At 34.1% G+C, this 23712-nt stretch carries 19 protein-coding genes; 3 read left to right on the forward strand and 16 right to left on the reverse strand.

The window, feature by feature from the left end; genetic code table 11:
• Positions 1-24: 24 nt before the first annotated feature.
• The 5 genes from B0A66_RS19100 to B0A66_RS19120 all read right to left on the reverse strand — a co-directional run bounded on the left by B0A66_RS19100 (position 25) and on the right by B0A66_RS19120 (position 5208).
• Positions 25-2601 carry a hypothetical protein gene (locus B0A66_RS19100; protein ID WP_089051463.1) on the reverse strand — a complete coding sequence of 859 codons (2577 nt, stop codon included), beginning with the start codon at positions 2599-2601 and terminating at the stop codon, positions 25-27.
• 6 nt (positions 2602-2607) lie between these two features.
• Positions 2608-3075, reverse strand: a complete 468-nt coding sequence (locus B0A66_RS19105) for a DUF4280 domain-containing protein (RefSeq protein ID WP_089051464.1) — start codon at positions 3073-3075, stop codon at positions 2608-2610.
• Positions 3076-3121: 46 nt separating this feature from the next.
• The gene (locus B0A66_RS19110; RefSeq protein WP_089051465.1) at positions 3122-3481 is read right to left on the reverse strand and encodes a PAAR-like protein; all 360 of its coding nucleotides are present in this window, start codon (positions 3479-3481) and stop codon (positions 3122-3124) included.
• 27 nt (positions 3482-3508) lie between these two features.
• Positions 3509-4723 (reverse strand): hypothetical protein, encoded by a 1215-nt coding sequence (locus tag B0A66_RS19115; RefSeq protein WP_089051466.1) that lies wholly within the window; start codon positions 4721-4723, stop codon positions 3509-3511.
• Between the two features lie 203 nt (positions 4724-4926).
• Complete coding sequence (locus B0A66_RS19120; protein ID WP_089051467.1) at positions 4927-5208, reverse strand: helix-turn-helix domain-containing protein; 282 nt, start codon at positions 5206-5208, stop codon at positions 4927-4929.
• A 200-nt stretch (positions 5209-5408) separates the two neighbouring features.
• On the opposite strand from B0A66_RS19120, the gene B0A66_RS19125 reads away from it, so the two are divergent.
• Complete coding sequence (locus B0A66_RS19125; protein WP_089051468.1) at positions 5409-5945, forward strand: hypothetical protein; 537 nt, start codon at positions 5409-5411, stop codon at positions 5943-5945.
• A gap of 278 nt (positions 5946-6223) precedes the next feature.
• Here the strand turns inward: B0A66_RS19125 and B0A66_RS19130 are convergent, their stop codons facing one another.
• Positions 6224-6982: a methyltransferase domain-containing protein gene (locus tag B0A66_RS19130; protein ID WP_089051469.1), complete on the reverse strand. Its 759-nt coding sequence runs from the start codon at positions 6980-6982 to the stop codon at positions 6224-6226.
• A gap of 103 nt (positions 6983-7085) precedes the next feature.
• Entirely contained in the window at positions 7086-8864 is a 1779-nt protein-coding gene (locus B0A66_RS19135; protein ID WP_089051470.1) for a T9SS type A sorting domain-containing protein, read from the reverse strand.
• 309 nt (positions 8865-9173) lie between these two features.
• Between B0A66_RS19135 and B0A66_RS19140 the strand changes: the two genes are divergently transcribed.
• Positions 9174-10589 carry an APC family permease gene (locus B0A66_RS19140; protein ID WP_089051471.1) on the forward strand — a complete coding sequence of 472 codons (1416 nt, stop codon included), beginning with the start codon at positions 9174-9176 and terminating at the stop codon, positions 10587-10589.
• Between the two features lie 163 nt (positions 10590-10752).
• Here the strand turns inward: B0A66_RS19140 and B0A66_RS19145 are convergent, their stop codons facing one another.
• The 5 genes from B0A66_RS19145 to dinB all read right to left on the reverse strand — a co-directional run bounded on the left by B0A66_RS19145 (position 10753) and on the right by dinB (position 17689).
• A complete protein-coding gene (locus B0A66_RS19145; protein ID WP_089051472.1) occupies positions 10753-11214 on the reverse strand; it encodes a DUF1810 domain-containing protein in 462 nt (153 codons plus the stop codon).
• 166 nt (positions 11215-11380) lie between these two features.
• On the reverse strand, positions 11381-12016 hold the full coding sequence (locus tag B0A66_RS19150; RefSeq protein ID WP_089051473.1) for an alpha-ketoglutarate-dependent dioxygenase AlkB family protein: 636 nt from the start codon (positions 12014-12016) through the stop codon (positions 11381-11383).
• Between the two features lie 39 nt (positions 12017-12055).
• Complete coding sequence (locus B0A66_RS19155; RefSeq protein ID WP_089051474.1) at positions 12056-13441, reverse strand: exonuclease domain-containing protein; 1386 nt, start codon at positions 13439-13441, stop codon at positions 12056-12058.
• A gap of 7 nt (positions 13442-13448) precedes the next feature.
• Entirely contained in the window at positions 13449-16508 is a 3060-nt protein-coding gene (locus B0A66_RS19160; protein ID WP_089051475.1) for a DNA polymerase III subunit alpha, read from the reverse strand.
• Entirely contained in the window at positions 16508-17689 is a 1182-nt protein-coding gene (gene dinB, locus B0A66_RS19165; RefSeq protein WP_089051476.1) for a DNA polymerase IV, read from the reverse strand. Before dinB ends, B0A66_RS19160 begins: the two co-directional genes overlap by 1 nt.
• Before the next feature lie 85 nt (positions 17690-17774).
• Here dinB and B0A66_RS19170 point away from each other — a divergent pair, with 85 nt between their 5' ends.
• Complete coding sequence (locus B0A66_RS19170; RefSeq protein ID WP_089051477.1) at positions 17775-18548, forward strand: XRE family transcriptional regulator; 774 nt, start codon at positions 17775-17777, stop codon at positions 18546-18548.
• A 68-nt stretch (positions 18549-18616) separates the two neighbouring features.
• On the opposite strand, the gene B0A66_RS19175 is transcribed toward B0A66_RS19170, so the two are convergent.
• From B0A66_RS19175 to B0A66_RS19190, 4 genes are all read right to left on the reverse strand, one after another.
• Entirely contained in the window at positions 18617-20332 is a 1716-nt protein-coding gene (locus B0A66_RS19175; protein WP_089051478.1) for a sensor histidine kinase, read from the reverse strand.
• An 83-nt stretch (positions 20333-20415) separates the two neighbouring features.
• Entirely contained in the window at positions 20416-21531 is a 1116-nt protein-coding gene (locus tag B0A66_RS19180) for a histidine kinase (protein ID WP_089051487.1), read from the reverse strand.
• 100 nt (positions 21532-21631) lie between these two features.
• Positions 21632-22708, reverse strand: a complete 1077-nt coding sequence (locus B0A66_RS19185; protein ID WP_089051479.1) for a porin — start codon at positions 22706-22708, stop codon at positions 21632-21634.
• Between the two features lie 389 nt (positions 22709-23097).
• Positions 23098-23664 carry a K(+)-transporting ATPase subunit C gene (locus B0A66_RS19190; RefSeq protein ID WP_089051480.1) on the reverse strand — a complete coding sequence of 189 codons (567 nt, stop codon included), beginning with the start codon at positions 23662-23664 and terminating at the stop codon, positions 23098-23100.
• Between the last annotated feature and the right edge of the window lie 48 nt (positions 23665-23712).

Here is a 23712-nt window from a genome sequence, read left to right on the forward strand (position 1 = left end):
AAACTTTGATTTTTTCTCCTTCCATCATTTGCTTTGGGTATAAGTTGTTTCAGGACCATAAATTGTTTTAGGACTAAGTAGTAAAAATTTCTCTTTAAATTGTTGATTAGAAGGAGAGTTAATTTTTCTTTTATGTGCCATAGTAACCAGGGTTATTGTAATTTCTGCACCTAGCCATTTTACATCAACTTTTTTATAATTTCCTTTTCCTTTTTCTATTCCATGTTCTTCTGTATAACGAATTCCAGTAGTAGCAGCTCCTTCTACTTTAAAGGTCTCTTGATCCGCTTCATTAGTTGGAATAGTATTTCCTTCCATTTGGGAAACATTGGCAATGAAAATAACTTCCTTTTTCTTTATTCCTGCTTTTATTGTAAATGTTAAATCTACAACTGCTTTTTGTTTCGTGTTTGGGGCAAAGCCATCAATTTCATTATAGGATAATCCTATGTCATAGTTTAGCGCAACGCCAGTTTCTACAAGAATATATAGATCAAGTGAAGTAAGTTCCTTTACAAATTCTGATCCCCATTTTATTATAGCGCCTACAAGTCCTCCAAATTTATCTGCATTTGCAACTAAATCTACGCCTATTTTTAAACCAATTAAAGGTTTAAAACCTGCTGCTCCAGTAAAGTCTACAACAGGTTGTTTATTCTTTTTAGCATAGTCATATTTCCATTTTAGTAGAAACACAACAGCTGGCGGATCTATATCGAATGTCATTTTTTTAACTGTTGATGTAGAGATAGCCGCGGAGGTAACATTTTTTTTGTCAACTTTAAAGATTTCGGCAAATCCCGCAATCGAATTGTAAGTATCGATAATTTTTTCTATATTTTTTACGAAATCTAAAGAAATTTGTTCGTAAAAAGCCCCTCCATTTATAGTGTATTTTATATTTAAAGAATATCCTACACCTCCTTTTTCTATCAGTTTTCCAGTTTGTTCCGCTTTAATTCCTCGAAATTGATATTCACCTAAACCTTGATTTAATCGTGTAACTGTTGTATTTTCAGCTTTTACTCTAAAACCAGCCATTGTTGTAATAATAAAAGCCAATTCCCATTCTATATCAGGTAAAATGGTTAAGTTTAAATAATTTTGATGACGACAGGATAAAGCATTTATTTTTATCTGAGAGTACCTTGATATTTTAGAAAAGTTATTTGGTAACCAAAAATATTGCATCATGTTTAATCTTTCATAATCAAAAAAAACGGTACCTTCTAAATTTTTAGATTGCTCGCCAATGCTTATATTTTTAGGCAATTTTGTTTTATCAAAAGAGAATATTTTTTTCCCGTGATCATTATCTTTCCCAGCGTATCGGCATTCAGCAGCATCACTATCCTGATCTACTTTTAAGCTAAATTTTTTAGGTTCGGAGCCTAGTATTAATCCAATTTCAACATTCGAATTATAACTTACTCCAGGCTCTTCCTTAAAAATTTCTACTGTTTCGGTTTTTTCACCTTTTTCATATTCTAGTGTAATTCCGGTATATTGGCAATGATGAAAAGCGCTTTCGTTTGTTTCTACAGCTCCAACGACAGAAACCTTGTTGCTTACTTCATTAGGTGCGGCAACTATATTACTATTTATATCGACGTTTAAATAATTCTCATCAAAACCTTCAAAAATAGTTCCTGTCTTCTTAGATTTTATAATAGGAAATATTTTTAATTTTTTCCCGCCTTCCTTCTCCCATATGGAATCAACTAATATTTCTACTTCTATTTTTTGAATGTATTGCTCTTTTTCTACAATGTTATCTGTTTTACTTTGATCATTTTTTATCAATTCATCGATCACCATTTTGCCAATATCATTTTTCTTTGGTTTTATTAAAGTAACCTCTTTTACAAAATCTACTTTGCCGGAAAAACTCAATTGATCATTAAAACTCAATAAATCTCTATCATTTAGTTGTATTTCTACTTCTTGTCCATACATATCAGACGTGTAGATATGTAGTATAACCTTAGACATAAAACCAATGGTTTCAGTGATTGGTCGATACTCAAAATCTGTCCATTCTGTTTTTAATACTTGCGGTGTACCAATTGCTTTTACATATATTCCATAAGGTATATCACCTTTTGCACCTTCTTTTTCGTGAAATACTTCAAGCCATGCCATGCCGCCGCCTACTAAAAATGAAGGAAATGAAACCTTTTTTGTGCCATTAGTTTTTATTTCCTCAATTCCTTTTTTAAAAGATGGGTTGTGGGATAATTTATTATGATTCAGTTTGTTGCCAACTAACTGCCAGCACCAGTTTATGTTTTCATATTTATCTAAAATTGCTAGAGATTCTTTATTCAGTTTTTCCCATTCCTGCATATTAGCATCGTAATTTTCCTGTAGCTTTTTTTTACTCCAGCCTTCTTTGGCTCGTTGTTCCCATTTTTGGCGGGCAAATTCTTGTGTTTTTTTCTTTTTCTTTTCTAGCTCTTCTATTGTTTTTTTGTCTTCCTTGTATTGTTTTATAGTAACATAAATAGCACCTTCTTTATCTAAAACAAGAGCTCCTGTCGATGCATCATACTTCTGTCCTTTTTCTACTACTGGAATTATATGTAATTTATTATCGTCCATATTTATTTATAGATTAGGTATTTGCAATCCTCCAACTTCATCCATGCTTAAGCTCATTCCTGGGTTAAGTACCTTAATGACTTGAGGATCTGAGTTTTTAACATTTTGCTTCGTAACTTCACATGTTTGTCCGTTATTCGTGATTTCGATGCAGGCACTTCCCGCTACGGCACATGTTGCTTTACTATCTTCTAATAATGGTTTACCTTTATTACTAAGTGTAACTTTCTCATAAAAGCCATCCCATTTTGTAATAGCAGGGGAGCAAGGACTATTGTTGGTCTTCGAACAACTTCCAAAAGTGTTTTTTTCAAAAGTTTGACCTATATCTTTATCGCTTGCCATCAATTTTGATTTTGCTTCCCAGTCATTTATAAAATGTTTACTTTGTGTTTTTACTTTCAAAGTATCGGGTGCAGTACCAAATTGGCATTTGCAGGTTGCTCCTTGACAAACTAAATGTACTTCGCTCATTATTAGAATTTTGCTAGTTAATAAATTTATTTTATGAAAAATTACATTATTCAGGATCTACAAATTTTAACATTCCTGCTTTTTCAATTACACAATCTTGTCCAGCATTTACAATTGAAACAAGTCCGCCTTCCTTGCAAATCAATACGGATTTTGTTGTAATGTATTTACCTTCATCTGTTCCACAATTTGCGGACTTTTGCCATTTCTGTTCTAATGTTTTAAATCTACATGCCTTTTTATGTAGACTGCAAAAAAGAAAGTCACCAATAGCTACATTATTATCAAGTATGGCATTCTTATCTTCAATCACAAATCCATTATCTTCTGAATTTAAGAAATTAGCTTCTATACAACCATATTTACATTTCATTGTTGCGCTATCTACTACTATATAATCATCCATCTTAGAACATTTTAATAATCATTTGGCTTAATTACCCCAAAACTCATCCCAAAAACTGCGTTTCTTTACGACCTTTTCATTTATAATTTCCGAACTCCAATCCATTTCTTCTGAAACAGGATTTATTATTTCTTTCTGCTCTTTTTTATGTACTTTCTCGTAAGTTTCAAACTCAATAGTAGTTATTGTATTATTATCGTTTCTAGTATTTATAAAACCCTCAATAGAAAATATGGTATTATTACTATGATTAAGCTTATAATTAAACTCCATATTATGGTGCATTCCGTCATCGAGCTTTCCAATCTCAAATGCGGCTTGTTCTAAATTGAATTTACTGTTTTTCGAAATGTTATTATTTAAATCTTCGTGGATTAGTGCAGTTTCAACAAGATTTGATTTCGGTTTAGTAATCCCTTTGCGACTAAGAAGTATTTTAGATGTTTTAGTCTGAAATTCATTAATATCTTGAAATATTTCTAAGTTATTATCATTACTTGAAAACGAAAAATCAGACGTATAGTCCTGATATATTGGTGCAAAATAGATGGTATAGAAAGGATGTTCTTCTAAATTCCTCTTCAACAAAGGTGCGGATTGTATGCTTCTTTCAAACGAAGTGATTAACTGGGTAATTACGTTACCGCCATTGTAATATTGAAGAATGGAAGGTTTTAGGAGTTCCCATCTTTTTTGAATCGCTTCAATATTGAGTATTTCGTGTATCTGACCGTTCTTATTCAAACTCAAAACAATTGGATAGAGCGCTTTTGAAGTGGCATCGGCTAATTGTTCAACCACCATTTCCGGCTCTTTTTCATTTACATATACCTGATTAACATGGTATTCGACAATAGAGAAATCATTGTTTATTTCTAAAAATGTAATTTGTGAAGTAAAATGTACTTTATTTAGCAGTCGATTATTTTCTTTAAAACGTATTATTGTTCCGTGTTCCTGTTTTAGACCATTTGCAGCAATTAAACGTAAACTGTTATTGTTGCCCAATATTACTTTTTTTGGAGTATTATTGTCGGATAGCTGAAGATCAGTCTCAGATGCTAAGGGTGGTAATAAAATATATTCGGTTCTTCTTATCGGTAGTCCAAATTCTACTAAGTCGGACAATTCGCAATATTTGTTATGAAAAGCTCTTGCTTCAACAGCTGGTATTCCTATCTTAGTTGCAATTACTTCTATTGTCTCACCTCGTTGAACTTTATACTTTCTAAAACTATTCATTTACTAAAAATCGTTAATAAGCAAATGTAAATAATATATTATAAAATAAAAATAAAATTCACAGCGTATTTCTTATAAAAAAAGAAGAGATTTTGTTGAAATCAAAAAAAAGACTGTTCTTTTTAGACAACCTTTTACTTAATGTCCAGATTTTGAATATGATTTTATATATACCTGATTACAACAAAAGAAATAGATGTTTATTAAGCATCTTTTTTTTGCTTTGGTTTCAAACTTTCATCTATTTCTTCGACTCTTTTCATAAAATCGGAAAGAGAAATTTCAAAGTATTCACATAACAATTGCAGTGTGCTAATAGAAACATTATTCTTAGCAGTCTCGATTCTGCCAATATGAAATGCCACTTTTTTACTTTCTTTTATGTCGTTATTAACTTCTAGTTGATTAACGTTCCTAAGTTCTCGATACTCTTTTGAGACAAGTGAAATTGCTTTTAGTAGTCTTTCGTTTTTATACTGTGTCATAAATCAAAGAGAATGAGAAAAAAAACTCAGCGCAATGACAAATATGTCATTATGTTTTTTATCTTTACATAAAAAACGCCCTTCTACCACAGCGACAAAAATTAGTATAGAAGGTTGTACTTAATCAAACTAACGTAAAATTAACCAATCCATTATTATGAATAATTTTTCATTTTACAAGGATTGGAAATAATGTCCGTATGAAAAAAAATAAAATATCTTTTGAAACTACCTTTTGGGCACATCAGGAATTAGAAAACCCTTTTGAAGTAATTGATGCCTTTTTGGGTTGTGAAAGTCTGTCTTTCTTCAAGCAAACCTTAAGCGAAATAGTTTTTTACAGAAGTAAAGACGAAATCTATCAAAAAGAATGTCCAGGAGATGTATTTTTCACCTATACTGCTCTTCGCTCTTTCTTGAGAGCTTGTTCGGCTCTGCAACATAAAAGCAAAAAATGGAAGGTTACCGAAGTATCCGTTGAAAAAAGATCGATTCTATCGCAGGCTTCTCTAACAGTAGAAGAATACGAAAATCCTTTTGTTGTGTTTCAAAATGCCTTTGCAGAACATTCCTTAGCGGACTTCGAATTCTTCCTGTGTGAAATAATACATCTTTCATTACGTCCCACTATAGTAGAATTTGATTCAGATCTGCTAACGCCATATATCCATGTAATCAAAATGCTCGATGCAAGTCAGTTGTTACTAGAAAGTCAAGTAGAAAAAATTAATCAATAATCATTTGATTTTGAAAGTGAGACATCTTATACCTAACAGGTTTTAAAAACCTGTTAGGAAATGGAAATGGAAATGGAAATGGGAATGGGAATGGGAATGGAAATGGAATTACATCGCGTTATCCTAACAGGTTTTTAAAACCTGTTAGGTATTTAGGAAATTCGCACTAAGTATGAAAAGACAAAAAGGAACATAAAAAATCCGCCTAAATCCGCGTCATCCGCGTATCTAATGATAATCTAGTTCTTTACAAAAAAAAATAGATAACTTTTCAAGATTTAAAACGTAGCATACATTAGCAATCGTTTAAAAGCATAAATGGAAGGTACTTTCAGAAAATGAGCATCAATTCTCTTTTTAAATTCAATTGACAATTCCTGAAATTCATTTTCTTTTAAGCGCTCTTGATAAACCGTCAAGGCAGATCCTGCGATAAAATCAAAAAACGAATCTTTGTGCGTAGAAATCAAGGGATATACTTTTTGATAAAGTACTAGATTTTTTCCTCCGTTGTCAAAAAGAATTTTAGCGTATTCATCTAAGGTAAGAACAGGAGAGGGGCGTGTCCAATTGTTGAGGTAAGAAGCAAAAGGTTCTTCCTGTACCAACTCGAATAAAATTTTGTTTAATACATTTTCAGTTTGTTGAGGCATTTGTATCGCCAATTGTCCGCCAGGATTAAGACGCGATATAATTTTAGGAAATAAAACTTCGTGATCGTCAATCCATTGCAAGGCAGCATTCGAGAATATCAAATCCCATTTTGTTTCCTGATCCAATTGATCGGTAATAGATAATTGTTTGAATTGAATATTTTCCTGACTAGGTGCTTTTGCCAGCATTTCTGCTGAGGAATCGATACCAAGAACAGAAGGATTCGTAAGCTGATCCGATAATTTTTTTGTTAGTTCGCCAGTACCACAACCCAAATCAATTACTTTAAGATTAGGTTTATCTACAATGTGGTTGGAAAGGTCTGTAAAGGGTTTATATCGATCTTCTTTAAATTCGTTGTACTTATTGGGATCCCAAGTCATGATGTTTTGTTTTTTAATGCTTCCTACTAAGTTATAAAAAAAAGCTACAACAATATGTTATAGCTTTTCTTAATCCGAATTAATTTTAACTTAAAATAGGTCTTTAATCTTTGATGAATTTATTTCCAATGATACTGTTATTTTCGGTCACAGCTTGAAAATAATAAACACCTTTTGAAAAACCACTGATATTTATTTCATTATTAGTTAAAGCTGAACTCATTAATTTTCCATCAGAAGTATAAACCCTTATTGATTTTAATTTTTGAGTAAAAGTTACTTTTTCTTTTGCCGGGTTAGGGTAAAATGCAAATTTGTTACTGTCAATGTTTTGATCTACAGTTCCTAATGTTGCTTTATTGATAAAATTATATGCTCCGGTTTTAATGTTAAATGATACGTTGTAAGTCCCGGAATCGTTTATTGTAATCATGTTGCCTCCCATGTTCGATACACCTTCAGGAAACGAATTTGTCGTTGCAGCTCCCCAATAGCAAGCATCAGAATGGTCAAGTCTGAATTTTATATCCCCAGCAGCTAAAACGACATTGTCTTTAGAATAAATAATTCCATCAGTAGAAATTAAATCTAAGTCAGTAGTTTCGCTTGGAAGACTTGTACCGTTTAGAGAAACCTCAGGAGATTTTAAATGGATTTTTTGGATTACAGGATGTACGTTTAACGCATTACCAGTAGGGAAAGTATAACCATAAGAAAATAAATAGGAATCCTTAATTAAAGCTAGAGAAAAATTTTCAGAAACCTGGTAGTGGAAATCATTTCTCCAAAAATCAAGAAATCCTGTATCTGAAATTCTTGCAGTAAATAAGAATGACTTTCCTTGACCAGTATAAATCTGACCACACATAAGAATTTTATTATCCGACTGTATTTCTAAATCGTTAAGGTAAAAACCTGAAGATGGGAAAGTGTGTTTAAAATAACCAGCAGTTCCGTATGTTGTATCTAAGGTTCCATCAATATTTAGCCGACCTAAAACGGATAAATCAATATATTTACTATATCTGTTTGTTAGAAAAATTATTTTCCCATCAGATTGAGTTTTGGTCAACTGAACGCCTGGAATTTCAGTATTATCCGTGTAATAATAACCATTTGTTGCAAAACTAGTATCGATATGTCCGGTATTGTTATATCGTGCTATAATACCTGTTTCTCCACTTTTTCCGCATAAAATAATTTTTCCGTCGGATTGAATATTTATATTGTACTCATAAGAAGAATAAAAAGTAACTTCAGAAATTAAAAATGGTAAATCTCCATTATTAAAGTTTTGATCCAAAGTTCCGTCTGCTAAATGATAACGTTTAAAAGACTGATGATTTGTTATTGGATTTTCTTGTAAAGAATAGATATAATCACCATGAATTTGACCTTTTAAGCTGATTATAGAACCATTTACACCATAACTGGTATCTAAAATACCCTTTGATGAATATTTGCTAATATAATAGGTGTTTTTACCATCAATGCTACAATTTCCACTAACGTAAAGCGGTGATTCTGGACTGGACGATTCAAAATATACATTATGTACAGATTGAAAAGTTGGACTTAAATTATCTATTTCAAGTATTCCATTGGTACCAAAATCGGCTTTTGGATTACCGTAGAAATCATATCGTCCGATAAAACCAACATATTTTGCTTGTGTTTTGTCTATTGCATATAGTCCAGTAGTAACAATTTCTCCTGTTTGTTGCTGTACGGCAATATTAAATGGATATAAAAAGGGTTGAATAGGAGGAAAAACTGAACCCTCAACCCCAAAATTAGTATCAAGCGTACCTGCAACAGGCAATTGCGCATTGGTAATAATTGTTGTAAATAAAATAAAAAGAGTAAAGATTCTTGATTTCATAGGCAATGTGGTTTTTGGATATGCATTTAGGAGTTATTAAAAATGCATTCGTATAGATTTTGATTTAGCGGCAAATATAGAATTTTTAACATATAATATCTTATTTTTAAGATTAAGAAAAGAACTATTTTTAGAATAATGTAGTAATGATTGAGTCACTTCGATAATAGTTTTAGTCTTAAAAATGTAATTTGTAACTTCTCGCTTATTTGTAAAATGTTATAAAATTTTACAATTCACAAATTTTATAACGAAATCCACAGATTTTAAAAAAAAGTATATCTTTAGCCAACTAAAAAAACCAAAAAAATGCAAGAAAACGACCAGGAAAATTTTAAAAGAGAACTCGGATTATTAGACGGAACCATGCTTGTGGTAGGTTCTATGATCGGATCTGGGATATTTATTGTTAGTGCCGACATTGCACGACAAGTTGGATCTGCGGGATGGCTAACTTTAATTTGGCTGCTTTCGGGATTAATTACGATTATTGCAGCAGTGAGTTATGGCGAATTAAGCGCTATGTTTCCTAAAGCCGGAGGACAATACGTATATCTAAAAGAAGCATACAATAAGTTAATTGCCTTTTTATACGGTTGGAGCTTTTTTGCTGTAATTCAAACCGGAACGATTGCCGCTGTTGGAGTAGCTTTTTCTAAATTTGCCTCTTATCTTTATGAGCCTTTGAGCGATGAAAATATATTGTTTGAATTGGGTGCTTTTAAACTCAATGCAGCACAAATAGTTTCGATTCTTACGATTGTTTTGCTAACCTATATCAACAGCCGCGGAGTTAAAAACGGAAAAATTCTTCAAACCGTTTTGACCATTATTAAAATCTTATCGTTGTTGGGTTTAATCGTTTTTGGACTAACATTAGCTGCAAAAGCTTCGATTTGGGATGCCAATTGGGCTGATGGCTGGTCAACACGTACCTATAATGCAGAAAGCAGTTCATGGTTGCCTATTAGCGGTACCGCTTTGATTAGTGGAATCTCGGCTGCAATGGTTGGATCATTATTTTCTAGTGATGCATGGAATGGTGTAACTTTTATTGCAGGAGAAATCAAGAACCCAAAACGTAATGTTGGTTTAAGTTTATTTTTGGGAACTTTTATTGTTACCATTATTTATGTTCTAACTAATATAATGTATCTGGCGGTAGTACCGTTTGATGAAATCGCAACAGCAAAATCAGATAGAGTAGCAGTAGTAGCATCTCAATATATCTTTGGTGATATTGGAACTCTAATCATTGCGATTATGATTATGATTTCGACTTTTGCCTGTAACAACGGATTGATCATGGCCGGTGCCAGAGTGTATTACACAATGGCAAATGATGGACTATTCTTTAAAAAAGCAGCAATCCTTAACGAATCAAGTGTTCCTGCATGGGCGCTTTGGGCACAGTGTTTCTGGGCTTCAGCTTTATGTCTGACAGGGAAGTATGGTGATTTGCTTGATTTTGTTATCATCATTGTTTTGATTTTCTATATTCTGACGATCTACGGAATTTTTATCTTGAGAAAAAAAATGCCTAATATCGAACGTCCTTATAAAGCATTTGGATATCCGTTTTTACCAATGTTATATATTGTAATCGCAAGTGCAATTTGTATTTCGTTGTTGATTACGAAATTCTCAACATGTGGTTGGGGAATCCTGATTATGCTAATAGGAATTCCAGTTTATTATGTAACGAAGCCAAAGGAAAACAACTAACGATTGATTTACGGAAATAATAAAATACAAAGCGTCTTGTGTAAACAAGACGCTTTTTTTTATTCAAAAGTAATTCTAGTCTCAAAAAAAAAAGACACTACTTATTGCAATTGCAAATAGTAATGTCTTTTTTAAATAATCTAAAAAAACGTGTTAGTGTACATTACACTAGTTCAGGTTCAGTAGAAGATTTTATAGTTGAATTAATAATGGACAAAGTAAGAGGATCTGATTCTCCGGAGAAGAAAGCATCTAATATTTCCTGAAATACAGGATTTGCATTTTCTACCAGTGAAAAAAGAGTCATAGAAGAACGTAATTTTCGAGCATCTAAATCGCCTAAAATTCCGTCAGCAGACTTTCTTTTAAAAGTTAAAAACAATTCTGAAATTTCTATCAGGTGTTTTCCTAAAATGGGGTGTTCTAAATATTCTGATGCTTCTTGTACGTTGGCAATCGCATAATAATTTGCTGTATCACTAGAACCTAAACCTTTTATCTGAGGAAAGATAAACCACATCCAGTGGGTCTCTTTTTTTCCTTTTTTAATTTCAGAAAAAGCAGTAAGGTAAAGTTTGTTTTGCGCATCTAAAAAACGCATTAAATCATTGTTTGAATAAGCCATTATGGTGTTTATTTTTAAAAAAGGGTTGCAAAAGTACTAAAAAAGAGTGGTGCTGCCTAATAAAAGGTTCATACAGTGAAGGTTTTAACTTTTAGAGGAGGAAATTTCTACTCTATTCAAAAGAAAAAACACAGGTGTTTAATGTTTCTTTGTTTACATTGAAAAATCAATAATTAGATTCGTTTCGGTTAACGCACCTAAAAGTCAAGTTGATTCTGGGCAAGACATCACGGGCAGTTTTAGGAACCTGATGTTGCCAGTAACTGTTTGTAGTTCCTGCCATTAGCAAGAATGATCCGTGATGCAGCGGAATTTCTATTGGTGGAATTTCCTTCCTGAATTTATGCCTCAGTCTGAACATTCTCGTTTCTCCAAAAGTAACCGAAGCAATAATAGGATCTTTGCCGGTGCTGTCTTCCTTATCGCTGTGCCATCCAACACCATCTTTGCCATTTCGGTATAAATTTAACAGTAAGCTATTAAAATCCATTTGGGTTTCTTTTTCGACACGGCTTCTGATGGTTAGCAATTCGTAGGTCCAGTTAGGACCGTTTTTATCAGCACCAACATTTTCTTTATCCTCATACCAGGCAATCATTCGGGGTACAGTAACCGTTTTGTCATAAATTTGCATTTCATGTTCGCGCCACTTCGTTTGATGCAATAATCTTTCATAGAAATAATCAGATTCCTCTTTAGTGAAAAAATTATCAATTAAAATTAATTCAGAATCCGGAATGTCAAATACTTTTTTGGACTCTAAACCTGTAGCAAAAAATTCAGTATCGTTAAATAGTGTCATAAGCCTATGCTTTAAATTTATAGCTCTATTTTAAAATTGTTATTCGATGTTATTTTGAAGCCTTTTATTAAAAAAAACTTTCCTCGGATTTTTTTCAGCATAAGCACATATTAGATGCGTAATGTATTGATTGCCTTTATAAGGTGTAACATGGTCTTTTATTTCTGATGATTGTGTAATGCTAATATCAGATCCGATATAGCCCATCCCATAAAAATGACCATTTTCTACCCAAATGCAGCTACGCTCTTCTCTGGATCGGCCTTTGTCAATAATGGCAAAACTGGGGCGGTTGCTTAATAAAAAATCAATAGCATTTTCAATGATTTCATTATGAAGTACCGCCTCAGGTAAATTAGAAAGATCATTTTTTTGAGGTATTTCTCCTTCTTCCGGTTTTGTGTATTTGCAAAAGCGATGATCAATTTCAAACTGTTGCGCCAGATTACGCAATACATCTATACCATCATACTGACTATTGAATTCGTGAATACAGGTTTGAAATTTATTGAGCTTACCAATGACCAGATACTTGTATCCGTTTCGGGCTTCGTATTGGTAAAGTCCGTACTTAGGATCAAATCGTTTTAGAGCTTTGTTGTACGTTGGCCAGAGTTTTTTAATTTCCGTACATTCCAATAAAAGCGCCATGAGTTCCGTAGCACAAACCTCAAAAGAAATAGCATAAATATCTCTTAAGAAATTTTGCCTTTGTGAGTTTACATTATTACCGCTAAAATGAGAGGCTACACGTTTTTTTATGTTGATTGCCTTTCCTACGTAGATGACTTTATTGACATCATTATAAAAATAATAAACACCCGGTTTTTCAGGTAACTGATTGTAATCATCAGGAGAAAGATTTGGAGGCAAACGCTGATCCTGCGCCGTTTTTTTAAGCATTTTTTCGATCTCACCTTCCGTATCCCATTCCAGTAATTGCGAAAACAAAATAGCAGTAGCATCAGCATCTCCACCAGCACGATGTCTGTGTTCTAGAGGAATATCTAAAGAGTTGCAAAGATTTCCTAAACTGTACGATGGTAATCCCGGTTTTATTTTTCGTGCCGCCCGAACAGTACATAGTTTTCTCGCAGTCCATTTAAATCCGGCTTCCTGAAGTTGGTGACGCACAAACGAATAGTCGAAATTAACATTATGTGCCACAAAAACACGATCTGTGAGCATTTCTAAAACAGTATCTGAAATCGTATCAAAAGTAGGAGCATTTTTTACCATTTCATTATTAATGCCGGTTAAGGCGAAAATAGGAACGGGTATATCTTTTTCAGGATTTACAAGTGTTTCATAACGATCGATCACACTTTTTCCGTCATGAATAACAATGGCAATTTCTGTAATGCGACTGTCACTGGCATTACCGCCGGTGGTTTCGATATCTACTATAGCATATTCTTTTTTCATGTTCTTTCTAATTTGAAAATTTCATTCGATGTCTTGGCAAATTAATTTCATGACCTTGTGGATAAGGCTTCCGATGCGTAGGACTAACATCTTCCTTGATCATTTGTTGTGTCTTAAACTGATCTTTGGCATCCATATAACGCGGATCAGGAATAAAAGGCATTTTAGCCATTTTGGTAATGGTAATAGTAGGAAAGTGATAATCGACTTCGACATTTCCTAACAAAAGATAACAGCCGCCACCCTGAAAAGGATATTGCTGTAAACAATCCGGAAAATGAGCCGTATCAAAATAAGTACCTTCGTGATCGATCCAGGTTCCAAAATACATGTTTCCTTTTTTAGTAGGAACTTGTTTTCTGGAAATCAGATATGCCAGCATTCGAACCTGCTTTTTATGATTCGCTACCAAATCTTTAGCCATTACATCACCACGATGGCGGGTTTGCAAAAGATCAAAAACAGTACAGGAAACTGGAAAACTCAATAATTCGATTTCGTCAAAAGCATCTTCAAAAACAGAACGATCCAACGTAGGAAGCTTATATTCCTTAGCGGGTTCCTGCAAAAGCATTAAACTTTTATGTTCCGGTTTAAATTTGTTTAATAATAAACTCGCAATAACCAAAAGCTGATTTTTAGTTTTTCCTGTAAAACGAAAAGCACCTATAAATATAAGGATTTTAATGCCTTCAATTCCAATTGGAATTCTGTTAATGAAATCCTCCAAAGAAAGAAAAGCACCATTTTTATCCCGATCAGATTCGATCAAATGAGCAATTTTAGATTCTAAACTTTGCAAATGCATAAAACCCAAATAAATGCTGGTACCATATAATGTAGTTTGATATTCGCTTTTATTTACACACGGATTATGAATCGTTCCGCCCGACATTCGCGCTTCGTGCACATAAACTTCGGTTCTGTAAAAACCACCTTGATTGTTGATAACCGCAGTCATAAATTCTACAGGATAATATACCTTTAAATATAAACTCTGGTAACTCTCTACAGCATAAGAAGCCGAGTGTGCCTTGCAAAACGAATATCCTGCAAACGATTCTATCTGGCGGTAAATTTCCTGACTTAGCATTTCAGGATGTCCTTTTTGAGCACAGCTCGCAAAGAAATTATCTTTTACTTTTTGCAAAGCTTCTCTCGAACGTCCTTTTCCGGACATGGCGCGACGCAAAATATCACCATCTGCAGCAGGAAGTCCTCCGTAATACTGAGCAATTTTAATTACATCTTCCTGATAGACCATAATACCATACGTTTCGCCAAGCTGCTCTTTGAACACAGTATGAAAATATTCAAATTGTTCCGGATTATTATGACGGAAAATATATTCTTTCATCATTCCCGATTGTGCAACACCGGGACGAATAATAGAAGATGCTGCTACAAGAATTTTATAGTTATCACAATTCAGTCGGCGAAGTAATCCGCGCATGGCAGGACTTTCGATATAAAAACAGCCTATTGTGTTGCCTTGTGCTAAATACGTATTGCACAAAGCTTCATTTTTAGAAATCGAAGTATCCCGAATATCCAGACGAATTCCCTGATTTTTTTCAATTAGTTTTACACTGTCATCAATATGACCAATACCACGCTGACTTAAAATATCGAATTTTTCGAAACCAATTTCTTCTGCAATATGCATATCAAAAAGCACAATAGGAAATCCTTTTGGAGGCATTTCCAGCGGCGTATAATTCGTAATTGGTTCCTCAGAAATAATAATACCACAAGAATGCATACTTCGTTGATTGGGATATTTTTCGAGCATCATACCGTATTGCTGAACAAGCTGTACAATAGAATTGGTTTCGTGTAATGCCATCGGATTTTTGGCCAGCATATCCAATTCTTCTTTCGGAAGACCAAATACTTTTCCGACTTCTCTAAAAATAGAACGGTATTTAAATTCGACATTGGTTCCGCAAAAAGCAACATGATCTTTGCCATATTTGTCGAATATATAACGAAGAATAATATCACGTTCTTTCCAGCTCCAATCGATATCAAAATCGGGAGGACTTTTGCGGTTTAAATTCAAAAAGCGTTCAAAATACAAATCCAATTCCAAAGGACAGATATCCGTAATACCCAGACAATAAGCAATAATACTATTCGCGCCGCTGCCACGACCAATATGCATAAAACCCTGACTATTGCTGTATTGGATAATATCCCAGGTGATAAGAAAATAACCGCTAAACCCTAATTCGTCAATTACCTTAAGTTCTTTTTCAATACGTGCTTTTGCGAGTTCATGATTTTTACCATAACGGTATAATAATCCCTCCTGAGCTAATTCGGTTAGCTTTGCAATATCAGTCTGACGATTTTCAGTGTAAAATTTCTTGTTTTTGGGAGTTCCAAAAGTATATTCAAAATTAGAAGAATCGATAATGTGTTGCGTATTGGCTATAATTTCAGGATGATTTTCATAATATGGTATAAGAGATTCTAACGGCAGCATTTTCTCTGAAGTTCTGCAATAATCAGCTTCGGTTAGCTTCGATAAAATAATATTGGTATCAATGGCACGCAGAATTTTATGGAGATTGAATTGTTTTTTATTGCTAAACGTTACCGATTGCAAAATCACCATTTTAGAAATTCTATTTTTAAATGCAGAAGTAAAAAGTTTAGAAACTTCATCCGGGCGAATTCCGATAAATTCATTTTCACGAAGAAACTCCGGAGCATTTTCCAGCGTATAAATCACAAAAACCGATTTAAATTCTGGTGCAATTAGTGGTAATGGTTCTCCACTGAAATTATGTGTTGTTAAAAACCGATTCATTTCTCCCAATCCTTCCGCGTTTTTGGCTAAACCAATATATCGTAATCGATGTTCTGATCGAAACTCCATTCCCACAAGAGGTTTAATTCCTTTGTCAGCGCATTCTCTTATAAAATCATAAATTCCGGTTACGGTATTAATATCCGTAAGTGCCATAGCTTTTACACCACACGCAACAGCTTGGGCAATCAACTCCTTAAGAGAAATTGTGCCGTAGCGAAGCGAATGAAAAGAATGACAGTTGAGATACATTATTTTATACGTTTTAAAATTTCATCTTTAGTATTAGGTTTAAAAGAAGCTCCGGCACAACGCATCACAGCGTCAAAACCGTAGCGGTTTTTCATTTTATCCATTGCGGCATACAGCGACAGCATTTCCTGAGTATCTTCAAAAAGATCAATTTGGTAAGTACCGCGAACCAATCCGTTAAAGCGAATACCAATCAAACGAAGGCGCATACGACGCTGGTAAACTTTCTCAAAAAGATCCATTACATTTTTAGTCAGAATATGATCTGCTGATGTATAAGCAATTTTACATTGTTTCGTTTCAGTGTCGAAGTTGGCATAACGTATTTTAACCGTAATAGTTGAGGTTAACCATTCTTCTGATCGCAATTGAAAAGCTAGTTTTTCAACCATTCCAATTAATATCGATTTTAGCATTATAATGTCTATTGTATCCTGAGAAAAAGTATGTTCCGTAGAAATAGATTTTCTTTCGGTATAAGGTTCTACAGGCGTATGATCGATTCCGTTGGCTTTTTTCCAGATATCCAGGCCATTTTTCCCAATCATTTGTTGCAGTACTTCCGCAGGCATTTCAGATAAAGTTTGTATCGTACGAATTCCAATTCTGGATAAAAGCTGAAAAGTAACTGTTCCCACCATTGGAATTTTTTGAATAGATAGCGGATTCAAAAAGGCTTGTACATTTCCTTCCGGGATTTCCAGATTCCCTCTTGGTTTGCCTTCGCCGGTAGCAATTTTAGAAACCGTTTTATTTACAGAAAGCGAAAAACTAATAGGCAATCCTGTTTCTTTAATTACAGATTGTGCCAGTTCATCTGTCCATTTATAACTGCCATGAAAACGATCCATTCCCGTAATATCGAGATAGAATTCATCAATACTGGCTTTCTCCATTATAGGCGCTTTTTCCTGAATTACCTGCGTAACATCATGCGATAATCGAGAGTACAATTCCATATCGCCTTTGATGATTTTGGCTTGTGGACAAAGTTTCATTGCCATCTGAATGGGCATCGCAGAACGTACTCCAAAAACACGGGCTTCATACGAACAAGAAGCGACAACACCACGATCACCTCCACCAATAATTAACGGTATACCCATTAATTCTGAATTGATTAGCCTTTCGCAGGATACAAAAAAAGTATCCAAATCCATGTGTACAATCGCCCTTGCCATTTCCTTGTTTTTGTATAAAACAAAATTAGTACAGATGATAACATTTTTTTGTATATTTGTTGTTCCAAATTATAACAAATTAATTATGTCCTTATTTTCAGATAACATCAGAGCATTGAGGGTTAAGCATAAAATATCTCAGGAGAAATTAGCTGAAAACCTTAGAATTACCCGAGGAAGATATGTTAAGTACGAAGACGGAACTTCCGAAGCTCCGTACGATATCTTAAAGCAAATTGCCTTATATTTTCATATGAGTATCGACTTACTATTGTCTGTCGATATACGAAAGATAAATATTGAAAACCTGATAAAATTGGAAGGCAATCGGCTTATTTTACCGATACAAGTAGATAGTTTTGGGGAAAATTATATTGAAATTGTATCTCAAAAAGCAAAAGCAGGATATCTAAACGGCTATGCCGATCCGGAATATATTGAAAGTTTGCAGCAAGTTTCGCTTCCGTTCTTAGGACCGGGAAAACACCGCGGATTTCCTGTAGAAGGCGATTCGATGCCACCACACGAAGATGGTTCTATAATCATTGGTCGATATGTAGAAAGGCTGGGAGAGGTGCTGGATGGTAGAACTTATATCCTGATTACCAAAAGTGAAGGTATGGTATACAAACGTCTCAACAAAAACAAAAAGAATGCTTTAGTTTTGGAATCAGATAATCGCTTTTATCCAAATTATGAAGTGAAAGCCTCAGATATTTTAGAAATTTGGGAATATGAATGCAACATCGGACGCAGTGACAAACGCCACGAACAAACAGAATCTCAAAGTATGAAAGATTTACTTTTAGAAGTGAAAAGAGAAGTAATGGAGATTAAAAATAATACGTCGAATACGTAAAGTTCCTTTGACAGACCTAACAGGTTTTTAAAACCTGTTAGGTCTCTTATTGAAAAACAATCTTTATTTTACACTTTCAAAGCAAACCAAAACGTACTGCCCAATCCTAAGTTGCTTTCTACACCAATAGTTCCGTTTTGAGCTTCTATAAATTCTTTGCTAATCGCTAATCCCAGTCCGGTTCCTGATTTTTGACTGCCCGGAATCTGAAAATATTTATCAAAAACCTTGTCTTGGTATCTCGTATCAATTCCTTTTCCGGTATCGATCACCTGAAAAACAATTTGATTGGTTTCATTTTTTAAGCGAATGATAATTGTACTTTTTTCAGACGAATACGTAATAGCGTTGGATAAATAATTAATCAAAACCCAGCCCGTTTTTTCGCTGTCGGCTTTTACAGGCTGTAAATTATCATCAGCATCAATCACCAGTTTAATTTGTTTTTGCTCAGCCTGAATTTTTACAGCTTCCGTAGCATAATTTGCAATAGCATGCGGATCACTTTTTTCAATATTCAACTGAATATTTCCAGTTTCTAATTGCGATAAGTTTAGTAATTCACCAGTAATTTTCAATAACCGCTGGCTATCATCCTTAATGCTTTCAACCAGTTGTTTCTGATCGTCATTCATGTCTCCTGTTTTTGCATTCTGAAGCAATTGAAGACTAAGTTTTATAGAAGCAATTGGGGTTTTTAGCTCATGCGAAACCGTAGCAATAAAATTAGTTTTTGCAAAATCAAGTTCTTTAAATAAGGTAATGTTTCGCAGGATAATAACATCACCAATATTAATTGCCGTTTCCTCTCCGGTTGGCGTTATCGTAATATTGATCGTTTCCTTATCAAAATAACTTTCTTTTCCGTTAGCAAAAATTTTCAAAGGCTGTTTTTTCTGTACGTCAGATTCTTTTAAAGTTAAAGAACGAATCAAATCATTCGATAAGGATAACTCAGAAGCAGGTTTTCCTATAACATCTTCCAGTTTCAAACCAATAATTTTTAAAGCCTCATCATTGGCAAACAAAACAATACCTTCATTATCCAGACCAATAATAGGATCGTGCATATTATTGATAAGTGTTTCCAGACGTTTTTTCTCGAAGAACAATTTGTACAAATTACTATTGTTATATTCCTGAAGCTTTTGTGCCATTGTATTAAACGATTTTGCCAAATCTCCATATTCATTGTGGTTTGTAAAATGCACACGCTCTGAATAATTTTTATTAGCAATCTCCTTAATACTCAAGGTTAACTCTTTAATAGGATTCGCAATATTGTTTGGCAAATTAATCAGTAAATTAAAAGCGATCAAAAAGCATAACGTACCCACAATCGCAATAGAAAAATTAGCCGTTTCAGCAGTTTTTTTAGCAATATCACTTTTTTGCTTTATCGCATCCAAATTGAGTTTCATAATAGCAAAAATGTCCTGTCTGATTTTGGCTTTTATCGCTTCATTAAAATTATTTTTTTCTAAAAGAGCAAAATTTCGTTTAAGATTAGCGGTTGCTTCTTTTTCTCCTGGCTCCGTAACATTTAAGGATTGCTTATCCAGATTTTCTTTAAAAATATGTTTTTTATGATCCGTGCTTATTTTAATTTCATCCAGCGACAAAATCATATTTCTTGAATACTCAAGCGTATTATAATTAGCTTTCAAAATATTTTCAGTGTCTTCCTTGATTAGGAAAACAGAATAAGCACTTACTAGCGAAAGTATAATGATCATTAAAAATAACAATCCAACTCCAAGATTCAATTTGGTTTTAATTCTCATAGTATTTGTTTTTCTGGTAAAAAGTTAGTTGTGAAATGTTAAATGAAAAACGTTTTACATCTCACATAAAAACATCTTACATTTTACGAAAGTATTACAAGATCTACATTCGATAAAGACAAACTATTCAATAAACGTCTAAAAATTGTTGTAGACAAAATTACTTTAAATAAATTCAAATGTGGTTTTCCAATGCAAACAGTTGTAATATGTTTTTCTTCAACAGTACTCAAAATAGCATTCGTAATATTTCGATCTTCGATTTTAATCACTTCCGCGCCCAATTGCACCGCCAATTTAAAATTATTAATCAAATGACGTTGCTTGTCCAATGCAATTTTAGTGCTGCTTTCCTTAGGCGTTTCTACATACAATACATACCAGGAACCATTGTAATAGCTTGCCAGCCGGGCAGCTTTCCGAATTACTATTTTAGCCGTTTTATCGTTACTGCTAATGCAAGCCAAAAGTTTCTCATGTCGTAAAGCATATTGTTGAGGTATTTCATTCTCCACTTTCCGAACCACCTGGCTTGCGACCTCCTTCAAAGCCAATTCTCGCAGTTGTAAAATCTGATCCGATTTAAAGAAATTCATCAAAGCAGTCTGAATTTTATCAGCCGTATAAATTTTACCTTCCTTCAAACGGGCAATCAAATCCTCCGCAGTCAAATCGATATTCACTACTTCATCCGCAAGGCGTAAAACATTATCAGGAATTCGTTCCTGCACATCAATGTTTGTAATACGTTTTACAACCAAATTTAAGCTCTCAATATGCTGAATATTAACGGCCGATATTACATTAATACCCGATTCCAGAATTTCTAAAACATCCTGCCATCGTTTTTCATTTTTGCTGCCTTCAACATTTGTATGCGCCAGTTCATCAACAATGACAACCTCAGGTCTAAGATTAATAATTGCCTGGACATCGAGTTCTTCCAGCTCTTTTCCTTTATAAAAAATGGTTCGCCTCGGTATTACGGGCAAACCAGCTAAAAGTTCATGTGTTTCCTTTCTCATGTGCGTTTCGATGTAACCAATTTTTACATCAATTCCATTCCTTAATAACGAATGCGCCTCTTGCAGCATCCGGTACGTTTTACCCACACCAGCGCTCATTCCAATATAAACCTTAAATTTTCCTTTCCTTGATTTCTGAATTAAATCAAGAAAGTGCTGAGCATTATTTTCCATTTTTTTTTGCTTTAAGTAATAAGCTTTAGGCAATAAGCCGTAAGCAATAAGCAATAAGCTCTTCTAAAAAAGCTTACTGCCTATAGCTTACAGCCAAGGATTAAAAAGAAACCGCCATCGAAGTCGTAACAAACGTATTGGTACTAGCGGGTAAGTTATCCTTCGTAAAAACATCATCTTTACTCGAAAGATTTCTAGCTTCGATTCTAAACATAACATTGTCAGTAACTAAGTAATCAAAATTAGCCGAAAATCCATAAGTTTTAAAACCATTTGGAGTTTCAGTTGCAATAATTACACCTTTCTCATCACTATAATATTCACCACGAGCAGCCAGCTGAACTTTATTCGTTGGTTTATATTGCAAAATCACTACAGGCGAAAACCAAGTATCGTATTGGTTACTGTTTTTAGCCGCTTGTTGCGTTCCAATATCAAAACCCGCCGTAACATTGGTTTTTTCAGTAACCTTAAATTGTCCGTAAAAATTATTAAAGTAGCGCCATTTTTTATCAATATCCGGTTGCTCATTCCCCATATAAGTACTCCAGTTCAAAACCACCTTATCCGTTGGTTTATAGGTAAGCTGTGTTCCAAAAGCAGGAGTATGATTACCCTCTACTTTTGCAATACGTTGCCAGCCATTCAAATACATTCCCGCCAAATACCATTTTCCAGACTCAGAAGTATATCCAATTTTAACACCTGTTTCATAATACGGAGAGTTTTCAGCCAAAATACTTCGGCTCAAGTTCTGACAATCTTTGCCAATCGCGCTTTCAAAACCAATGTGTGACGGCATAACTCCCGCATCAATCCATAAATTATGATTTTCAGAAATCTTCACACCCACATTTGCCTCATAAACATTTTTCAACAAACCCTGTTCAGCCGCCAAATTATATTCCGCATACGTTCCGGCCATTAAGGCAAAATTTCCACGAACATTTTCAGTATTGTAATTTACTTTTCCCAAACCCAGGTTCAGATTAACTTCATTGCTTTTATTGTAATTATAAAAAAATCCGGGACGTGTATGATTATCCGGTTTTCCAAAATCATAACTATAATAAACATCAACGTATCCCGAAAACGTAAACGGACTTTTAGTTTCTTCCTGAGCTTGTAAATTGCTAAAACCAAAAGCGATTAAAGCAGTAAGTATTATTTTTTTCATTTTGTGTAGTATTCAAAAGAGACAACATTCAAAACACGTCTCATTATTATTAAATTATTTAGTAGATTTTTTAGGAGCTATTCCCGCTATCCGTTTTAATCTTTTGTGCCGAACCCCGGCACAAAAGGATTTTCACTACTATCGGGGCTAGAACTTTTGGGGTAAAAAAGGCGTTCATTATCCTAACAGATTTTCAAAACCTATTAGACATTCTATTAAGTTTAGTTTTCGATTCCCACTCTCGCCACAACTAGGGATAAAAAAGGCGTTCACTATCCTAACAGGTTTTCAAAACCTGTTAGGTATTCTATTAAGTTTAGTTTTCGATTCCAATTCTCGCCATGACTAAAAAGCACATAGAAAAACTTAGAACCTTAGCAACTCAGCAACTAAGAACCTCTTTTAGAAAGCTCATCCAGCGCCACATTTAATTCCAGTACATTAACAGTTGCAGTTCCCATAACTTTTGGAGTACGAATATGAGCTTCAACCAAAATTTTGACTTGTTCTTCCGTCAAGTTTCGTTCTTTAGCAATACGTTTCACCTGAATCAAAGCGCCCTGCGGAGAAACATTCGGATCTAAACCGCTTCCGGAAGCCGTAACCATATCCGATGGAATCTCTGATTTTTTCAAATACGGATGAACAATCAAAAACGTATCAATTCTTTTTTGAACCAAAGCCAGATACTCCGCATTACTTGGTCCTTTATTGCTTCCGGCACTTCCCGCAGCATTATAATCTACCGCCGAAGGACGTCCCCAGAAATAATTAGGTTTATCGAATTTCTGACCAATTTTTTGGTATCCGACCACTTTTCCGTTAACCAAAACAGTTTCCCCTTTTCCCTGATTAGGAGCAAACTGTGCAACACCATAAATGGCTAGCGGATAAATAACAGCAAATAAGACTACAGTAATCAGGGTAAGTTTTAATAGTGAAAATATTGTTTTCATGTTTTCTAGTGTAAAATGTTAGAGGTAAAAAGTAATTTGTAAATTGTA

It is taken from the genome of Flavobacterium hercynium (assembly GCF_002217285.1).
Classification (GTDB): Bacteria; Bacteroidota; Bacteroidia; order Flavobacteriales; family Flavobacteriaceae; genus Flavobacterium; species Flavobacterium hercynium.